Source organism: Saccharothrix coeruleofusca (assembly GCF_017876325.1).
In the GTDB taxonomy this organism is placed as follows: domain Bacteria; phylum Actinomycetota; class Actinomycetes; order Mycobacteriales; family Pseudonocardiaceae; genus Actinosynnema; species Actinosynnema coeruleofuscum.
Map to the genome: position 1 here is coordinate 4466493 of NZ_JAGINV010000001.1, position 16746 is coordinate 4483238.

General features: G+C 72.7%; 17 protein-coding genes. 12 read left to right on the top strand and 5 right to left on the bottom strand.

What is annotated here, in order from left to right; genetic code table 11:
* Positions 1-10 precede the first annotated feature (10 nt).
* The 4 genes from JOF41_RS19650 (at position 11) to shbA (ending at position 3134) form a co-directional block, all read left to right on the top strand.
* Positions 11-1018, top strand: coding sequence for a hypothetical protein (locus tag JOF41_RS19650; protein WP_189224630.1), 1008 nt, complete (start codon positions 11-13; stop codon positions 1016-1018).
* A 6-nt stretch (positions 1019-1024) separates the two neighbouring features.
* Complete coding sequence (locus JOF41_RS19655) at positions 1025-1672, top strand: hypothetical protein (RefSeq protein WP_209621029.1); 648 nt, start codon at positions 1025-1027, stop codon at positions 1670-1672.
* A gap of 50 nt (positions 1673-1722) precedes the next feature.
* Positions 1723-2391: an HD domain-containing protein gene (locus JOF41_RS19660; RefSeq protein WP_244989634.1), complete on the top strand. Its 669-nt coding sequence runs from the start codon at positions 1723-1725 to the stop codon at positions 2389-2391.
* Between the two features lie 191 nt (positions 2392-2582).
* Positions 2583-3134 carry an RNA polymerase sigma factor ShbA gene (gene shbA, locus JOF41_RS19665; RefSeq protein WP_276530107.1) on the top strand — a complete coding sequence of 184 codons (552 nt, stop codon included), beginning with the start codon at positions 2583-2585 and terminating at the stop codon, positions 3132-3134.
* Positions 3135-3140: 6 nt separating this feature from the next.
* On the opposite strand, the gene JOF41_RS19670 is transcribed toward shbA, so the two are convergent.
* Positions 3141-4310, bottom strand: coding sequence for an MFS transporter (locus JOF41_RS19670; RefSeq protein ID WP_209621031.1), 1170 nt, complete (start codon positions 4308-4310; stop codon positions 3141-3143).
* A gap of 54 nt (positions 4311-4364) precedes the next feature.
* Between JOF41_RS19670 and JOF41_RS19675 the strand changes: the two genes are divergently transcribed.
* A complete protein-coding gene (locus tag JOF41_RS19675; RefSeq protein ID WP_189224634.1) occupies positions 4365-5108 on the top strand; it encodes a helix-turn-helix transcriptional regulator in 744 nt (247 codons plus the stop codon).
* A gap of 27 nt (positions 5109-5135) precedes the next feature.
* Here the strand turns inward: JOF41_RS19675 and JOF41_RS19680 are convergent, their stop codons facing one another.
* The gene (locus JOF41_RS19680) at positions 5136-6059 is read right to left on the bottom strand and encodes a heme o synthase (protein ID WP_189224635.1); all 924 of its coding nucleotides are present in this window, start codon (positions 6057-6059) and stop codon (positions 5136-5138) included.
* Positions 6060-6334: 275 nt separating this feature from the next.
* Between JOF41_RS19680 and tkt the strand changes: the two genes are divergently transcribed.
* The 6 genes from tkt to pgl are packed head-to-tail and all read left to right on the top strand — an operon-like array spanning position 6335 to position 14622.
* Positions 6335-8434 carry a transketolase gene (gene tkt, locus JOF41_RS19685; protein ID WP_209621034.1) on the top strand — a complete coding sequence of 700 codons (2100 nt, stop codon included), beginning with the start codon at positions 6335-6337 and terminating at the stop codon, positions 8432-8434.
* Positions 8435-8459: 25 nt separating this feature from the next.
* The gene (gene tal / locus JOF41_RS19690) at positions 8460-9572 is read left to right on the top strand and encodes a transaldolase (protein WP_209621037.1); all 1113 of its coding nucleotides are present in this window, start codon (positions 8460-8462) and stop codon (positions 9570-9572) included.
* Between the two features lies 1 nt (position 9573).
* Positions 9574-11190: a phosphoglucose isomerase-related protein gene (locus JOF41_RS19695; RefSeq protein ID WP_189224638.1), complete on the top strand. Its 1617-nt coding sequence runs from the start codon at positions 9574-9576 to the stop codon at positions 11188-11190.
* Positions 11187-12728 (top strand): glucose-6-phosphate dehydrogenase, encoded by a 1542-nt coding sequence (zwf, locus tag JOF41_RS19700; protein WP_189224639.1) that lies wholly within the window; start codon positions 11187-11189, stop codon positions 12726-12728. Before JOF41_RS19695 ends, zwf begins: the two co-directional genes overlap by 4 nt.
* Positions 12725-13846 (top strand): glucose-6-phosphate dehydrogenase assembly protein OpcA, encoded by a 1122-nt coding sequence (gene opcA, locus JOF41_RS19705; protein WP_189224640.1) that lies wholly within the window; start codon positions 12725-12727, stop codon positions 13844-13846. The genes zwf and opcA overlap by 4 nt, the downstream gene beginning before the upstream one ends.
* The gene (gene pgl / locus JOF41_RS19710) at positions 13843-14622 is read left to right on the top strand and encodes a 6-phosphogluconolactonase (protein ID WP_209621040.1); all 780 of its coding nucleotides are present in this window, start codon (positions 13843-13845) and stop codon (positions 14620-14622) included. Before opcA ends, pgl begins: the two co-directional genes overlap by 4 nt.
* A gap of 68 nt (positions 14623-14690) precedes the next feature.
* On the opposite strand, the gene JOF41_RS19715 is transcribed toward pgl, so the two are convergent.
* From JOF41_RS19715 to JOF41_RS38350, 3 genes are all read right to left on the bottom strand, one after another.
* Positions 14691-15893, bottom strand: a complete 1203-nt coding sequence (locus tag JOF41_RS19715) for a hypothetical protein (protein ID WP_209621044.1) — start codon at positions 15891-15893, stop codon at positions 14691-14693.
* 96 nt (positions 15894-15989) lie between these two features.
* Entirely contained in the window at positions 15990-16163 is a 174-nt protein-coding gene (locus JOF41_RS19720) for a DUF397 domain-containing protein (protein ID WP_209621047.1), read from the bottom strand.
* A gap of 13 nt (positions 16164-16176) precedes the next feature.
* Complete coding sequence (locus JOF41_RS38350; RefSeq protein ID WP_307867471.1) at positions 16177-16578, bottom strand: Scr1 family TA system antitoxin-like transcriptional regulator; 402 nt, start codon at positions 16576-16578, stop codon at positions 16177-16179.
* Here JOF41_RS38350 and JOF41_RS37880 point away from each other — a divergent pair.
* A complete protein-coding gene (locus tag JOF41_RS37880) occupies positions 16514-16648 on the top strand; it encodes a hypothetical protein (RefSeq protein ID WP_276516028.1) in 135 nt (44 codons plus the stop codon). The two genes, JOF41_RS38350 and JOF41_RS37880, sit on opposite strands and share 65 nt — an antisense overlap.
* The last annotated feature ends 98 nt before the right edge of the window (positions 16649-16746 follow it).

Here is a 16746-nt window from a genome sequence, read left to right on the forward strand (position 1 = left end):
AGGTGATGTCGTGTCAGCGGAGCCCAGGGGCATCCGCAGCAACTTGATACAGGAATTGTTCTGGACCAGAACCGGTCTGCTCCTGCTGATCCTGGTGGTGGCATCGGGGATCAGCACGACCATTTCGAGCACAATGGACGCTGGCCCCGGCCGCAACTTCCTGGTCTCCCTCGGCACCGGCACGCTGGTCTCCGCGGTCGTGGGGTTCACGCAGACCCTGGTCACCAGCTCGGCGGCGCAGCGGGCGCTGATCACCCCGGTGGTGCAGGAGAGCCGCAAGGCGCTGCGCGAGCTCACCGAGGAGTACCGCGCGCTGGACCGCGAGTTCTTCCCCAGCCACGTGTTCGAGCCGACGGCGAAACCCGACCCGGCGTTCAACCACCTCATGATGCAGGACCTCGACCGCACCCGGCTGTACTGCTTCCGGGGGTTCTCCGGCCGCTACGCCGCGTCCAGGCTGCTGCTGGCCCGGTCGGAGTGCGAGCTGCGCGCGGTGCTGGCCGACCCCAGGGACGACAACGCCATCACCGGCCGGGCCCGCTACCTGCTGCGCCACGAGGGCGCCGAGGGCGACTACGACTCGATCTGCGCCCGGCTGCGCGAGCAGATCTCGATCGGGTTGGTGGGGCTGTTCCTGGCCCGCGGCCGCTGCTCGCGCATCGACGTGACGATCGTGTCCGACCCGCCGCTGGACCGGCTCGAACTGTTCGACGACAGCGCCTGGCTGACCCTCTACAGCAACGTCAGCGCGGGCGTGGTGCGGCCCTACCCGCGCACGCTGAGGTTCTCCGAAGGCTCGTTCCTCTACGGGATGGAACGCGCGGAGTTCCTCCGCATCAGCAATTCCAAGGCAGGTTTGCACATCACCGTGACGCCTGCCACCACGAGAACCGACTTCCTCGCCCTCTTCGAGAAGATCACCGGCTCCCCCCTGTCGGAGCGCGGATTCCGGTCACTCGAGGAGAAGTTCCACCAGTTTCGCCGAGAATTCTCCGCCACCGCCCAGTTGGGGAGCTGATAAGCAGTGCTGACCGAGATCACCGGGTGCTCCGCCCTCGCGGAGCTCGCCACGCTCATCTCCGTGGCCGACCCCCCTGCCGTCGACCGGTGGAACCACGTGGAGGACGGTTTCCGCGACTGGGCGTGCAGGCCCGGTCTGCGGGAACGGCTGCGCGCGCACCTGCGCTCGCTGTCACCGCGGGAGGAGGCGCGCGTGGCCGCGCGGTCGCGGGAGACGACCACCCACTTCGCGTGGTGCCTGCGCGACGAACCCGCCGAACCCTTCACGTTCTGGTTGCACGAGTACAAGCCGCAGCGCGACTGGCGGCGGGGTTACGCGGACTCCGTGCACAACCACCGCTACCACTTCTGCACGGTCATCCTGTCCGGCGGCTACGTGCACGAGCGGTTCACCGCGCGGCTGGCCCCGGACGGCACGGCCGTGCTGTCGACGTCCCTGCTGCGCGGCGGCCGGTGCCGCGCGGGCGAGTGGGGCACCATGCTGGCCCACCAGTTCCACCGCATCCCGCACGCGGCGGACGGCACGATGACCTTCCTGGTCAAGTCGCGCGCGGTCAGCCCGTGGAGCCTGTCCTACGACCCGGACACCCGCGTCAGCCACCGGCACGTGCCGGTGGAGTCCCGGCTCGGGGAGCTCGCGAAGCAGCTCTGACGGTCCCCGCCCCCGCCTACCATCGGCCCACCCGGCACGGGAGGGGTCCGATGGGGACGTTCAACGTTGTGCAGGCAGGCGGCGCCGGGATCGGCGCCGCGTCGATCGAGCGGGTGGAGCGGGAGGTGCGCGCGCTGTGCCGCGACCTGGCGGCGCGGCTGCAGTTCCACGGCTGGCACCACGTCAGCTTCGTGCGCGACAAGGCGGTGCACTTCGCCCGCCGCAACGGCGCGGACCCGGCGCTGGTCGAGGTGGCCGCCCTGGTCCACGACGTCAACTACATGGTCCGCCGCAACTCGCTGCCCGTGGACGGGCGCGAGCTGCGGCTGTCCGTCCTGGCGCGCTCCGGCGTGCGCCCGGAGGACGCCGCCCGCGTGGACGCGGTGGTGGAGGAGGCGGAGATGCGCACGCGCCACCGCGACATCTCCCCGGCGGCGCAGGCGCTGTCCGACGCGGACACCCTGTTCAAGGCGCTGCCGGTGACACCGGTCGTGCTCGCGCCCAAGTACCTGGAGGAGAACGGCATCACCCTGCGCGAGCTGGCGCACAAGATCGTCGGCGAGCAGCGGGACAAGCACGACGAGGGCTACTACTTCTACGACCCGGAGGCGGCGGCGCTGTACTCGCGGTGGGCCACGGCGAACCTGGAGCTGTGGCAGTGCATCGTCGAGTCGCTGGACGACCCGAGCGTGGCGGAGCTGCTCTCGGCCGTCTCGTAGCCCGTCCGCGTGGTCGTGGTGGAGCGGGAAAAATTTCTCCGGAACCTCCGTAAGAGCTAACTCGCCCGGCCGTCCCCCTCCCACAAGAGGGTGATGCCGCGCTCGGGCGGCGTGACGCGTGGGGGTGTTCCGCGATGGAACTGCACGGCGAGGGATCGTTAACCCCGGCAGCGGGGCGGGCGGTTCCCCGTGTGTCGAAGACCGACGTCGAAGGCGCCGTGGCGGGTGACCGCCGTGCGGTGGATCGACTGCTGACCACCGTGCGCCCGGCGGTCGTGCGGTACTGCCGCGCCCGCGTGGGCTGGTCCTCGACGACCGCGGACGACGTGGCCCAGGAGGTCTGCCTGGCCGTGCTCAAGGCGCTGCCCGGTTACCGCGACCAGGGCAGGCCGTTCCTGGCGTTCGTCTACGGCATCGCCGCGCACAAGGTGGCCGACGCCCACCGCGCCGCGGCCCGCAACCGCGCCGAGCCGGTGGAGGACGTGCCGGACTCGCCGTCGGTGGAGGCGGGCCCGGAGGCGCTGGCGGTGCGGGGCGAGCTGTCCGAGCGGATGGCGCAGCTGCTCAAGGTGCTGCCGGACAAGCAGCGCGAGGTGCTGGTGCTGCGGGTGGTGGTCGGGCTGTCCGCCGAGGAGGCCGCCGCCGCGGTGGGCTCGACACCGGGCGCGGTGCGGGTGGCGCAGCACCGCGCCCTCAGCAGGCTGCGCCGGGAACTGGACTCCCGCGCGGCCGCGGACCTGTAGGCCGCCTCAGGAGCGCTCCCCGGCGGGTTCCGAGCGGACCGGGGCGAGTGGTTCGGGCAGCGTGCGGGCCGCGAGCCAGCCCATGACGGGCAGGACGACCAGCGGGGCGAGGGCCGCCTGCAGGGACGTGCGGTCGGCCAGGGCACCGATCAGCGGGCTGGCCAGGCCGCCGACGCTGACGGTCAGGCCGAGGGTGACGCCGCTCGCGGTGCCCACGCGGGTGGGCAGGTAGTCCTGGGCGAGCGTGATCTGCAGGGCGAACGGGAGGTAGAGGCAGGCGGAGGTCAGCGCGACGAACAGGTGGAGGGCAGGTCCCGGGACGAACACCACCCCCGCGACCCCGCCGGTGGCGGCCAGGTAGGACCAGCGGACCACGGTGACGCGGTCCCACCGGTCGGCCAGCCTGCTGCCCAGCACGGTGCCCGCGGCCCCGCCGAGGTAGAGCAGGAGCAGCGCGGCGGCGCCCGTCGCGGGGCCGCCGCCGGTTCGCTGCTGGGCGTGCAGCGCGATGAAGGTGCTCAGGCCGGTGAACGCGATCGACCGGAACACCACGACCAGGGACAGCTTGCCGAAGGAGGCCCGGTCGTCGGCGCCAGGCGGGCTCGCGGTGGTGGCGCCGGTGCGGGCCCGTCCGGTGAGCGCTCGCAGGACCGGCAGGCACAGCACGCTGCCGACCAGGGCCGGGACGATGAGCAGCGGGGACAGCCGCAGCCCGCCCGCGGTCACGACGGCGGCGACCACGACGGGCGCGGCGGCGAACCCGATGTTGCCCCCGAGGGAGAACCAGCCCATCGCGGTGTGACTGCCGCCTGCCGCGATCCGGGCGGCGCGGGCGGCCTCCGGGTGGTAGGCGGCGACGCCGAGCCCGGACACCGCCACGAAGAGCAGCGTCAGCGGGTAGGAGCCGCTGACGCCGCTGAGTGCGACGCCGAGGCCGCCGAGGACCGTGCTCACGGGCAGCAGCCACGGCATGGCCCACCGGTCGGTCAGCGCGCCGAACAGCGGCTGCGCCACCGAGGACAGCAGCGACGCCGCGAGCACGACGCCCGACGCCGCGGCGTAGCCGTAAGCGCGCTCGGCGACGAAGAACGGCACCAGCGCGGCCACCGAGCCCTGGTAGACGTCCACGCAGGCATGCCCGACGGACAGCAGGATGATCGACTTCTTCCGCGACACCCCGCCATGCTCGCCACCGGACGGGCTGTCGCGCTTCCGATAAAGTGCCATTCGATGCCGCAAGTCCGCCACGTGTCGACCGCGCCGACGCGGGTCCAGCCGCTGGCCTCCGGGGCGGGCATCGACGCGCACCGCCACGACGACCACCAGATCGCGTACGCGGCCAGGGGCGTGCTGGCCATCACGACCGACCGGGGAACCTGGGTCGCCCCGGCCACCCGCGCCATCTGGGTGCCCGCCGGGACCGCGCACGCCCACCGGGCGCACGGGGAGCTCGAACTCCACCTGGTGGGCCTGCCCGCGACCGACAACCCGCTGGGGTGGGCCGAGCCGGGCGTGCTGGCCGTCGGACCGCTGCTGCGCGAGCTGATCCTCGCCTACACCCGTCCGCCGCGCGAAGACGTTCCGGAGCGGCGCAGGCTGCGCGCCGTCCTGCTCGACCAGCTCCGCGCCTCACCGCAGCAACCCGTGCACCTGCCCAGCCCCACCGACCCCCGGCTGCGGGCGCTGTGCGCGCTGCTGCGCGCCGACCCCGCCGACAACCGCACCCTGGCCGCCCTCGGCGCGCGGGTCGGCGCGAGCGAGCGCACCCTGACCCGGCTCTTCAAGGCCGACCTCGGCATGACCTTCCCGCAGTGGCGCACCCAGCTGCGACTCCACCACGCCCTGGTCCTGCTGGCGGAGGACGCGCCGGTGACCACCGTGGCGCACGCCTGCGGCTGGTCGTCCACCAGCGCGTTCATCGACGTCTTCCGCCGCGCTTTCGGCCACACGCCGGGCGCCCACCGCGCGCGGTGATCCCGCGCCGGGCCGGGGTGCCGGACCTCAGAAGGGCCAGCCGAGTGCGGGCAGGCCGATGACGGCGTCCACCGCGAGGCCGCAGAACACCAGCATCAGGTACAGGTTCGACATGTGGAAGAACTTCATCGTGTTCGTCGAGCCGCCGCGCCGCACGACCCCGTGCAGCCGGTGCGCGAACACCGCGAACCACACCCCCGACGCCACCGCGACCGCCAGGTAGATCCAGCCCGCCACGGGCGCCAGCAGCAGCGTGCACAGCACCGTGATCCACGAGTAGATGACGATCTGCCTGGTCACCTGCTGCGCCGTGGCCACCACGGGCAGCATCGGCACGCCCGCGCGGGCGTAGTCCTCCTTGAACTTCATCGCCAGCGCCCAGGTGTGCGGCGGGGTCCAGAAGAAGATCACCCCGAACATCGCCAGCGCGGGCCAGCCCACCGTGCCGGTCACCGCGGACCAGCCGATGATCACCGGCATGCAGCCCGCCATGCCGCCCCAGATGATGTTCTGCGACGTCCGGCGCTTGAGCACCAGGGTGTAGACGAAGATGTAGAACAGGATGGTGAGCACCGCGAACACCGCGGACATCAGGTTCGTGGTGATCCACAGGAACCCGAACGACACCACCCCCAGCACCACGCCGAAGATCAGCGCGTTGCGCGGCGGGATGGCGTTCTGCGCCAGCGGCCGGGCCCCCGTGCGCTTCATCACCGCGTCGATGTCGGCGTCGACGTAGCAGTTCAGCGCGTTGGCGCTGCCCGCGGCCAGCGTGCCGCCCGCCAGGGTGCAGGCGATCAGCCACAGCGGCGGCAGGCCGCGGGCGGCCAGCAGCATCGCCGGGATGGTGGTGATCAGCAGCAGCTCGATCACCCTCGGCTTGGTCAGCGCCACGTACGCGCCGACGACCTGTCGGGGCGACCGCGCCGGAGCCTCGGGGGCAGCACTCATGGCGTCGCGCTCCTCAGCAGGTCGGGGATGGGCAAATCGTAACCGCGTGTTGGGAACCCGGCTCGCACGGGTACGCCCTGAAGAGCCGGGAAGGGCGGTCGCGCACCTTGTGCGTACACCCACAGAGATCTTCCGGCGTGCTCGGGGCACGAGCGCCGGATCAGCGGACTAGGCTGGCCGGCGGATGAGGGAAATCGCGGATCGGGCCTGACGGGATCGATTGAGAAGCACCCGAGGGCGTCCGCCGCCTACGCTGAGACTGGAGCTGGAAGTCCGTGTCCGTCACCGATGACATCACCCGGCTGACCGAGGCCACCCTGCCAGACGACTGGACCGAGCTCGACAAGCGCGCGGTCGACACCGTCCGCGTGCTGGCCGCGGACGCGGTGCAGAAGGTGGGCAACGGCCACCCCGGCACCGCCATGAGCCTGGCCCCGCTGGCCTACACCCTGTTCCAGCGCGTCATGCGGCACGACCCCGCCGACCCCGACTGGATCGGCCGCGACCGGTTCGTGCTGTCCGCGGGCCACTCCAGCCTGACGCTGTACATCCAGCTGTTCCTGGCGGGCTACGGGCTGGAGCTGGACGACCTCAAGGCGCTGCGCACCTGGGGCTCCAAGACCCCCGGCCACCCCGAGCACCGGCACACCCCCGGCGTGGAGATCACCACCGGCCCGCTGGGCCAGGGCCTGGCCTCCGCGGTCGGCATGGCGATGGGCGCGCGCCGCGAGCGCGGCCTGTTCGACCCGGACACCCCGGTCGGCCAGAGCCCGTTCGACCACCACATCTTCGTCATCGCCTCGGACGGCGACATCGAGGAGGGCGTGACCTCGGAGGCCTCGTCCCTGGCGGGCCACCAGAAGCTGGGCAACCTCACCGTCATCTACGACGACAACAAGATCTCCATCGAGGACGACACCACCATCGCGCTGACCGAGGACACGGCCAAGCGCTACGAGTCCTACGGCTGGCACGTGCAGGTCGTCGAGAGCGGCGAGAACGTCTCGGGCATCCTGGCCGCGCTGGAGGCCGCCAAGGCCGAGACCGAGCGCCCCTCGTTCATCCTGCTGCGCACGATCATCGGCTACCCGGCGCCGAACAAGATGAACACCGGCAAGGCGCACGGCGCCGCGCTGGGCGAGGACGAGATCCGCGAGGTCAAGAAGCTCCTCGGGTTCGACCCGGAGCAGACCTTCGAGGTCTCCGACGAGGTGCTGGAGCACACCCGCGCGGTGGTCAAGCGCGGCGAGCAGGCCAAGGCCGAGTGGCAGAAGTCCTTCGACGCCTGGGCGCAGGCCAACCCGGAGCGCAAGGCGCTGCTGGACCGGCTGATCGGCCGCGACCTGCCCGAGGGCTGGGCGGACGCGCTGCCGTCGTGGGAGCCCGACGCCAAGGGCGTGGCCACCCGCAAGGCCAGCGGCGAGGTGCTCAACGCGCTGGCGCCGGTGCTGCCGGAGCTGTGGGGCGGCTCGGCCGACCTGGCCGAGTCCAACAACACCACGATGAAGGGCGCGGACTCGTTCGGCCCGGCGGAGACCTCCACCAAGGAGTGGAACGCCAACCCGTACGGCCGCACGCTGCACTTCGGCGTCCGCGAGCACGCGATGGGCTCGATCCTCAACGGCATCGCGCTGCACGGCCCGACCCGCCCCTACGGCGGCACCTTCCTGGTGTTCAGCGACTACATGCGCCCGGCGGTCCGGCTGGCCGCGCTGATGAAGTCCGCGGTCACCTACGTGTGGACGCACGACTCCATCGGCCTTGGCGAGGACGGCCCGACCCACCAGCCGATCGAGCACCTGGCCGCGCTGCGCGCCATCCCCGGCCTGCGCGTGCTGCGCCCCGGTGACGCCAACGAGACCGCGGCCGCCTGGCGGGCCGTGATCGAGGACCCGACGGCCCCCTCCGGCCTGGCGCTGACCAGGCAGAACCTGCCCGTGCTGGAGGGCACCAGGGAGAAGGCCGCCGAGGGCGTGGCCAAGGGCGGCTACGTGCTGCACGACGCCGCCAACGGCGAGCCGGAGCTGATCATCGTCGCCACCGGCTCGGAGCTGCAGATGGCGGTCGAGGCGCGGAAGGTTCTGGAGGCCGACGGCGTTGCCACGCGTGTGGTGTCCATGCCCTGCGTCGAGTTCTTCGACGCCCAGGACGAGGACTACCGCGAGCGGGTCCTGCCCTCGTCGGTGAAGGCGCGCGTGGTGGTCGAGGCGGGCATCGCCCAGCCGTGGTACCGCTTCGCGGGCGACGCGGGCGAGATCGTCTCCATCGAGCACTTCGGCGCGTCCGCCGACTACCAGACGCTGTTCCGGGAGTTCGGCTTCACCACCGAGAACGTCGTCGCCGCCGCCCGACGGTCGCTGGCCAGGACCCGCTGACCCCTACAGCTGCAGGAGAGAAGACATGACTGCGAACCCGCTGGCCGCGCTGAGCGAAGCCGGTGTGTCGATCTGGCTGGACGACCTGTCGCGCGAGCGGCTCACCTCGGGCAACCTGGGCGAGCTCATCGCCACCAAGCACGTCGTCGGCGTGACCACCAACCCGACCATCTTCGCCTCGGCGCTGTCGAACGGCGAGTCCTACGACGAGCAGGTGCGCGCGCTGGCCGCGCGCGGCGCCGACACCGAGGCGGCGGTCCGCGAGATCACCACCACGGACGTGCGCAACGCCTGCGACCTGTTCCGCGACATCTACGAGTCCACCGACGGCGTGGACGGCCGGGTGTCCATCGAGGTGGACCCGCGGCTGGCCAACGACACCGAGCGCACCGCGGCCGAGGCGCTGGACCTGTGGAAGGCGGTGGACCGGCCGAACCTGATGGTGAAGATCCCGGCCACCGTCGAGGGCCTGCCCGCGATCACCCGCACGCTGGCCGAGGGCGTCAGCGTCAACGTGACGCTGATCTTCTCCGTCGAGCGCTACCGCGACGTGATGGAGGCGTTCATCACCGGCCTGGAGCAGGCCAAGGCCAACGGCCACGACCTGCGCGGCATCCACTCGGTGGCGTCGTTCTTCGTGTCCAGGGTGGACACCGAGGTCGACAAGCGGCTGGACAAGATCGACGACCCGGCCGCCGCCGAGCTGCGCGGCAAGGCCGCCATCGCCAACGCCCTGCTGGCCTACGCCGCCTACGAGGAGACCTTCGCCGGTCCGCGCTGGGAGGCGCTGGCCGCCGACGGCGCCCGCGCGCAGCGGCCGCTGTGGGCCTCCACCGGCGTGAAGGACCCGAACTACTCCGACACCCAGTACGTGGACCAGCTGGTCGTGGCGGGCGTGGTCAACACGATGCCCGAGAAGACCTTGCACGCCGTCGCCGACCACGGTGCGATCACCGGTGACACGGTGACCGGCCGGGCCGCGCAGGCGCAGGAGGTCTTCGACCGGCTCGCCGCGCTGGGCATCGACGTCGACGACGTCTTCGTCACGCTGGAGACCGAGGGCGTGGAGAAGTTCGAGAAGTCGTGGGCGGAGCTGCTGGAGACCGTGACCGGCCAGCTGGACCAGGCGAAGGGCTGACATGACCGAGGTGATCTCCGCGGAGATCGTCCGCACGCCGAACCAGGAGCAGCTCGACACCGTGGTGGCCGAGCTGCTCCAGGAGTCGGTGCCCAGCAGGCTCGCGGCCCAGGACCCCACGCTGTGGGGTCCGGCCGCCGAGTCCGAGGCGGCCATCCGGCTGTCCTGGACGACGCTGCACGAGTCGTCGCGCCCGCTGGTGGAGGAAATCGCGGCGCTGCGCGCCGAGCTGCTCGCCGAGGGCGTCGACCGGGTGGTGCTCGCGGGCATGGGCGGTTCCTCGCTCGCGCCCGAGGTGATCACCGCCACCGCGGGCGTGCCGCTGGTGGTGCTGGACACCACCGACCCCGGCCAGGTGGCCGAGGCGCTGGCGGGCGACCTGGCGCGGACCGTGCTGGTGGTGTCGTCGAAGTCCGGCGGGACCGTCGAGACCGACAGCCACCGGCGCATCTTCGAGAAGGCGTTCGCCGACGCGGGCGTGGACGCCGCTTCGCGGATCGTCGTGGTGACCGACCCCGGCTCGCCGCTGGAGGCGGCGGCCAAGGAGGCCGGGTACCGCAAGGTGTTCCTGGCCGACCCGCACGTGGGCGGCCGCTACTCCGCGCTGACCGCGTTCGGGCTGGTGCCCTCGGGCCTGGCGGGCGCGGACGTCGCGAAGCTGCTGGACGAGGCCGCGCAGGCGGCGCCGCTGCTGGCCGCCGACTCGGTGGACAACCCGGCGGTGCTGCTGGCGGCCAACCTCGTCGTCGCGCACGCGCACGGCGCGGAGAAGGTCGTCCTCGCCGACACCGGCTCGGGCATCAAGGGGCTCGGCGACTGGGCCGAGCAGCTGATCGCCGAGTCCACCGGCAAGGACGGCACCGGCCTGCTGCCGGTGGTGGTGGAGGGGCCGGGCGCGGCGGGCTTCGTCGACGCGGGCTCGGACGCCACGACCGTGGCCATCGGCCCGGCGACCGGCTCGTCCTCGATCGCCGTCGAGGGCTCGCTGGGCGCGCAGTTCCTGCTCTGGGAGACCGCGACCGCGCTGGCGGGCCGCGGCCTTGGCATCAACCCGTTCGACCAGCCCGACGTCGAGGCGGCCAAGAAGGCGGCGCGCTCGCTGCTGGACGCGCCCGCGGCCGAGCCGGTCGAGCCCGCGTTCACCGACGGCACGATCGAGGTCCACGTGGGCGGCGACTGGCTGCCCGGCGGCGTGCGCACCGCGGCCGAGGCGCTCCAGGCGCTGTTCGCGGCGGCGCCGGAGCACGGCTACGTGTCCGTGCAGGCCTACCTCGACCGGCTCGACGACGCCTCGTTCGCGCTGCTGCGCGCCGAGGTGGCCCGTCGCGCGCACCGGCAGACCACGTTCGGCTGGGGCCCCCGGTTCCTGCACTCGACCGGCCAGTACCACAAGGGCGGTCACCAGAACGGGGTGTTCCTGCAGATCACCGGCGCGTCGCCGACGCGGCTGGAGGTGCCGGGACGGCCCTACGACCTCGCCACCCTGCAGCTGGCCCAGGCGCTGGGCGACGGCCAGGTGCTCGCCGAGCGCGGGCGCCCGGTGCTGCGGCTGCACCTCACCGACCGCGTCGCCGGGCTCGCCCAGCTCGTCGAAGCCATTCAGGAGGACGGTTCGTGACCGCGCCCACCAAGCGCAATCCCCTGCGCGACGCCAGGGACAAGCGGCTGCCCCGCATCGCGGGGCCCTGCGGCCTGGTGATCTTCGGCGTGACCGGTGACCTGTCGCGCAAGAAGCTCATGCCCGCCATCTACGACCTGGCCAACCGCGGCCTGCTGCCGCCGGGCTTCGGCCTGGTCGGGTTCGCCCGGCGGGACTGGGCCGACCAGGACTTCATGGAGGTCGTGCACGACGCGGTCAAGCAGCACGCGCGCACCCCGTTCCGGCAGGCGGTCTGGGAGCAGCTGGCCGAGGGCATCCGCTTCGTGCAGGGCACCTTCGACGACGACGCCGCGTTCGACTCGCTGGCCGAGACGGTGCGGCAGCTGGACGAGGAGCGCGGCACCGGCGGCAACCACGCGTTCTACCTGTCGGTGCCGCCCAGCGCGTTCACCACGGTGGTCAACCAGCTCAGCCGCTCGGGCCTGGCCAAGGCGCCGGGCACGCACCCCGGCCAGTGGCGGCGGGTGGTCATCGAGAAGCCGTTCGGCCACGACCTGACCAGCGCCAAGCAGCTGAACAAGATCGTCAACGACGTCTTCCCCGAGGAGTCGGTGTTCCGCATCGACCACTACCTCGGCAAGGAGACGGTGCAGAACATCCTGGCGCTGCGCTTCGCCAACCAGCTCTACGAGCCCATCTGGAACGCCAACTACGTCGACCACGTGCAGATCACCATGGCCGAGGACATCGGCCTCGGCGGGCGCGCGGGCTACTACGACGGCATCGGCGCGGCCCGCGACGTGATCCAGAACCACCTGCTGCAGCTGCTGGCGCTGACCGCGATGGAGGAGCCGGTCTCCTTCCGCCCCAGCGACCTGCGGGCGGAGAAGGTCAAGGTGCTCTCGGCGACCCGGCTGATCGGGCCGTTCGATGAGACCACCTCGCGCGGCCAGTACACCGGTGGCTGGCAGGGCGGGCAGAAGGTGCCCGGTCTGCTGGAGGAGGGCGGCTTCGCCAAGGACTCCACCACCGAGACCTACGCGGCGATCACCGCCGAGGTCAACACCCGGCGCTGGGCGGGCGTGCCGTTCTACCTGCGCACCGGCAAGCGCCTGGGCCGCCGCGTCACCGAGGTGGCCGTGGTGTTCAAGCGCGCGCCGCACCTGCCCTTCGACGACACCGCCACCGAGGAGCTGGGGCAGAACGCCCTGGTGGTGCGGGTACAGCCGGACGAGGGCGTGACCATGCGGTTCGGCTCGAAGGTGCCGGGCAACTCCATGGAGGTCCGGGACGTCACGATGGACTTCGGCTACGGCCACGCGTTCACCGAGTCCTCCCCCGAGGCCTACGAGCGGCTGCTGCTGGACGTGCTGCTGGGCGAGCCGTCGCTGTTCCCGAAGAACGACGAGGTCGAGCTGTCCTGGGAGATCCTCGACCCCGTCATCAAGCACTGGGCGAGCCACGGCGCGCCGGAGAAGTACAAGGCAGGAACCTGGGGACCGGCCTCGGCCGAGGCGATGATGGCCAGGACCGGCAGGCACTGGAGGCGTCCGTGATCATCGACCTGCCCTCGACCACCACGTCGCAGGTCAACAGCAAGCTCGTGCAGCTGCGCGAGGAGGGTGGCGCGGTCACCCTGGGCCGGGTGCTGACGCTGGTCATCGTGACCGACGACGGCGCCAAGACCGAGGAGGCCGTGGACGCGGCCAACGACGCCAGCCGCGAGCACCCGTGCCGGGTGATCGTGGTGGCGCGCGGCGCGCGCAAGGCGGCGGCCCGGCTCGACGCGCAGATCCGCGTCGGCGGCGACGCGGGCGCCTCCGAGGTCATCGTGCTGCGGCTGTACGGGGAGCTGGCCAACGAAGGCGCCAGCTGCGTGGTGCCGCTGCTGCTGCCGGACACCCCGGTGGTGGCGTGGTGGCCCAACGACGCGCCCGCGGTGCCCGCGAAGGACCCGATCGGGATGCTCGCGCAGCGCCGGATCACCGACGCGGCGGCGGAGAAGAACCCGATCAAGGCGCTGGAGCAGCGCCGGGCGGGCTACACGCCGGGCGACACGGACCTGGCGTGGACCCGGTTGACGCTGTGGCGGGCCATGCTGGCCTCGGCGCTGGACCTGCCGCCGTACGAGAAGGTCACCGAGGCGGAGGTCAGCGGCGAGGCGGACTCGCCGTCGACCGACCTGCTGGCGGCGTGGCTGGCCGCGTACCTGCGGGCGCCGGTGAAGCGGCTCAAGGCCACCCACGGCGAGGGCATCGTGGACGTGAAGCTGGAGCGGCGCTCCGGCGCGGTGGAGCTGGTGCGGCCCGACGGCAGGGTGGGCACCCTGACCCAGCCCGGCCAGCCGGAGCGGCGGGTGGCGCTGCAGCGCCGCGAGGTCCGCGACTGCCTGGCCGAGGAGCTGCGCAGGCTGGACCCGGACGAGGTGTACGAGACCTCGCTGAAGGCGCTCGGCAAGGTCTCGCGCGGCCGGACTTCCACGAAGGTCGCGGCCAAGCCCGCCAAGCCCGCCACCAACGGCACCGCGCCCGCCGAGGCCGCCGAGCCGGAGAAGGCGGCGGACAAGGCCGCGGAGAAGACCGCTGACAAGGCCCCGGCGAAAGCCGCGGTGAAGGCTTCGGCCAAGCCGGTGAAGGCGGCCAAGCAGGCGGCCAGGGCGAAGGCGGGTTCGTGAGCCGTCCGGAAGTGGTGGTGCACCGCGACGGCGACCTGCTGGCCGCCGCCGCGGCGGCCCGGCTGGTGACCAGGCTGGTGGACGCGCAGGCCGCGCGCGGCTCGGCGTCGCTGGTGCTGACCGGCGGGCGCACCGGCATCGCCGTGCTGGAGCACCTGCGCGCCACGCCCGCGCGGGACGCGGTCGACTGGGGCCGGGTGGACCTGTACTGGGGCGACGAGCGCTTCCTGCCCTCCGGGCACGCCGAGCGCAACGAGACCCAGGCGCGGCGAGCCCTGCTCGACCACGTGCCGGTCGACCCGGCGCGGGTGCACGTGATGGCCCCCTCCGACGGCCCCTTCGGCGACGACCCGGAGGCCGCGGCGGACGCCTACGCCGACGAGCTGGCCGCCGCGGCGCGCCCGGAGGACCACGGCTCGGTGCCGACCTTCGACGTGTGCCTGCTGGGGGTGGGCGAGGAGGGCCACGTGGCGTCGGTCTTCCCGTCCTCGCCCGCCGTCTACGAGGCCGAGCGCAGCGTCGTGGCGGTGCGCAACTGCCCCAAGCCGCCGCCCACCAGGGTCAGCCTGACCCTGCCCGCGATCCGCCGCTCCCGCGAGGTGTGGCTGATGACCACGGGCGCGGCCAAGGCGGCGGCGGTGTCCATGGCGCTGACCGGCGCGGGCGAGGTGCAGCTGCCCGCGGCGGGTGCCACCGGCCAGCGGCGGACGCTGTGGCTGCTGGACTCGGCGGCGGCGGCCAAGGTGCCGGAGCTGTTCACGCCCCCGCTGGCGTGAGGACCGCGGTGCGGGACGGCGGCGACCGTCCCGCACCGCTTCAACAGCACCTCTTCAGCGGCACCGCTTCAGCGGCGTCCCAGCGCGGCGCGCAACTGCCCGCGCACCTTGCGGCCCGCCAGGCGCACCGGGTCCAGCAGCGAGCCGCGCACCCAGCGCGCCGGGGCCACCACCGCCGCCTCCCAGCCCCGCCGGACGGCCCGGCCGATCGGCGCGAGCACCGCGCCGCGCACCCAGCGCGCCGGGGTGACGACCACCGCGCGGAACACCCGCCGCGCTCCGCGCACCGCCCAGCCGAAGGCGCTCGCGACCGCGCGGCCGACTCCGCGCGCCATCCGCCACAGCGGCGACAGCACCCACCTGCGCACCGCCCGTCCCAGCGCCCTGAGCCCCCGCGACACCACGCGACCCGCCCAGGCGAACGCCTCCCCGATCACGCGGCCGACCGCGCGCACCGCCCGCCACAGCGGCGACAGCACCCACTCGCGCACCGCCCCGCCCAGCGCCGCGAGCGCCCGCCGCACCCCGCGCGCCACCCAGCCGAGCAGGTCCGCGACCGCGCGGCCGACCGCCCGCACCGCCCGCCACAGCGGCGCGACCACCTCCCGGCCCGCCCACTTCAGCCCGTCCCACACCAGGGCGGCCACCCTCGCCAGCCCTCGGCCGATGCCGCGCAGCACCCGCCCCAGGACGGTGCCGACGAACTCCAGCGCCTTCTCCAGCGCCTTCTGCAGCGCGGTGCCCGCCCGCACGGCCACGTTCCGCCACAACCACCGCAGCGGGGCCGCCACCAGCACCTGCCAGCACCGGAGCAGCGGCCTGCCGACCAGCGCCAGCGCCCGCCTGAGGCGGCCACCGCCGAAGATCGCGGCCAGGTGACGGCGCACCGCCTCCAGAACAGCCCCGAGCGCGCGGCCCAGGCCGCGCAGCCCACGTCCGAGGAGATCGGCCAACCCGCGCAGTCCACGCCCCACGGGCCGGAGCACGTACTCGCCCAACGCGCCGAACACCCACCGCAGCACCCGGCCGACCGCGTCGAACCCGAGCCCCAGCAGCCGCAGGAACCCGCCGATCGCCCTGCCAAGGGGCGAGAGCATCCTGCGCCGCAGGAACCCGCCGAAGACGCGCACCGCCTCGCTCACGGCTCGCGCAGCGGTCTTCAGCGCCTCCCAGGCCAGCTTCACCGGCACCACGACCACCACGGCGATGACGCGCGCGACCCACACCGCCCACCGGGGCGGCTGCGGCTCGTCCTCGTTTCCCCTGACCATGCCCCCTGGAACGCGGTGGCGGCGGTTCCGGTGCCATGCGCGGAGGAATAAAGACCAATCTGTGATGTGCCTGCTCAGGCGCGGGTCAGCTGGCCTTCACAGCGACGAGGAACGCCGCCCACGACGCCCTGGGAACGCCAGTTCGGGACCGGTGTTCTTGGAGTCCCGAGCGCCGACCCGGCGCCCGCCGAACCCGACTTCGACGCACTGCCCGCTGCCATCGCTGTAGCTCGACTTGATCCACCGCGAAGGCGCGAACCTGGTGGCCATCTTCTTCCTCCCTCTACTCGAACTCGTGCGCCACGCGCAGGATGAACCTCCTCGACTCTTCCTCACCGAGCGCGGCCGAGGTGACGTGGGCCCACAGCCGGTCGTAGACGTGCACCGACTGGTTGTCGTCCAAGTAGCGGGCGTCGTCGTACATCTCCAGGTAGACGAATTCCGGTGGCGGAACGTCGCCGAACGGAACTTTCAACATGGTGAAGCCGAAGGTGAGCCCACTGCCGGACAGGGCGTCGAACGGTCGGCGGCTCCGACCAGGACTTCCGCCACTTCCTGCCGCGCATCCTGGAGCTGGTCGCCACGGGGGAGCTGGACTCCCACAGCGTCCGGCCGAGCTGGTGCGCTTCCCGCCCTCGCTGTCCCGGCTGTGGGCGGAGCCGTTCCGGCAGTGGCCGCACGGCACGTTCCCGCTGGAGGTCTTCGACCAGCGGCCCGACTTCCCCGACGTGCAGGATCTGGTCAGCCACTGGTGAGCGTTCGCGCTCGCAACTTTATCGTGGGGTCCGCGTCCCTTTCGGGTAACCGCGGCGTCTCGAGGGGTGACGGTCACGTCGGGGGTGGAGGGGGCTGG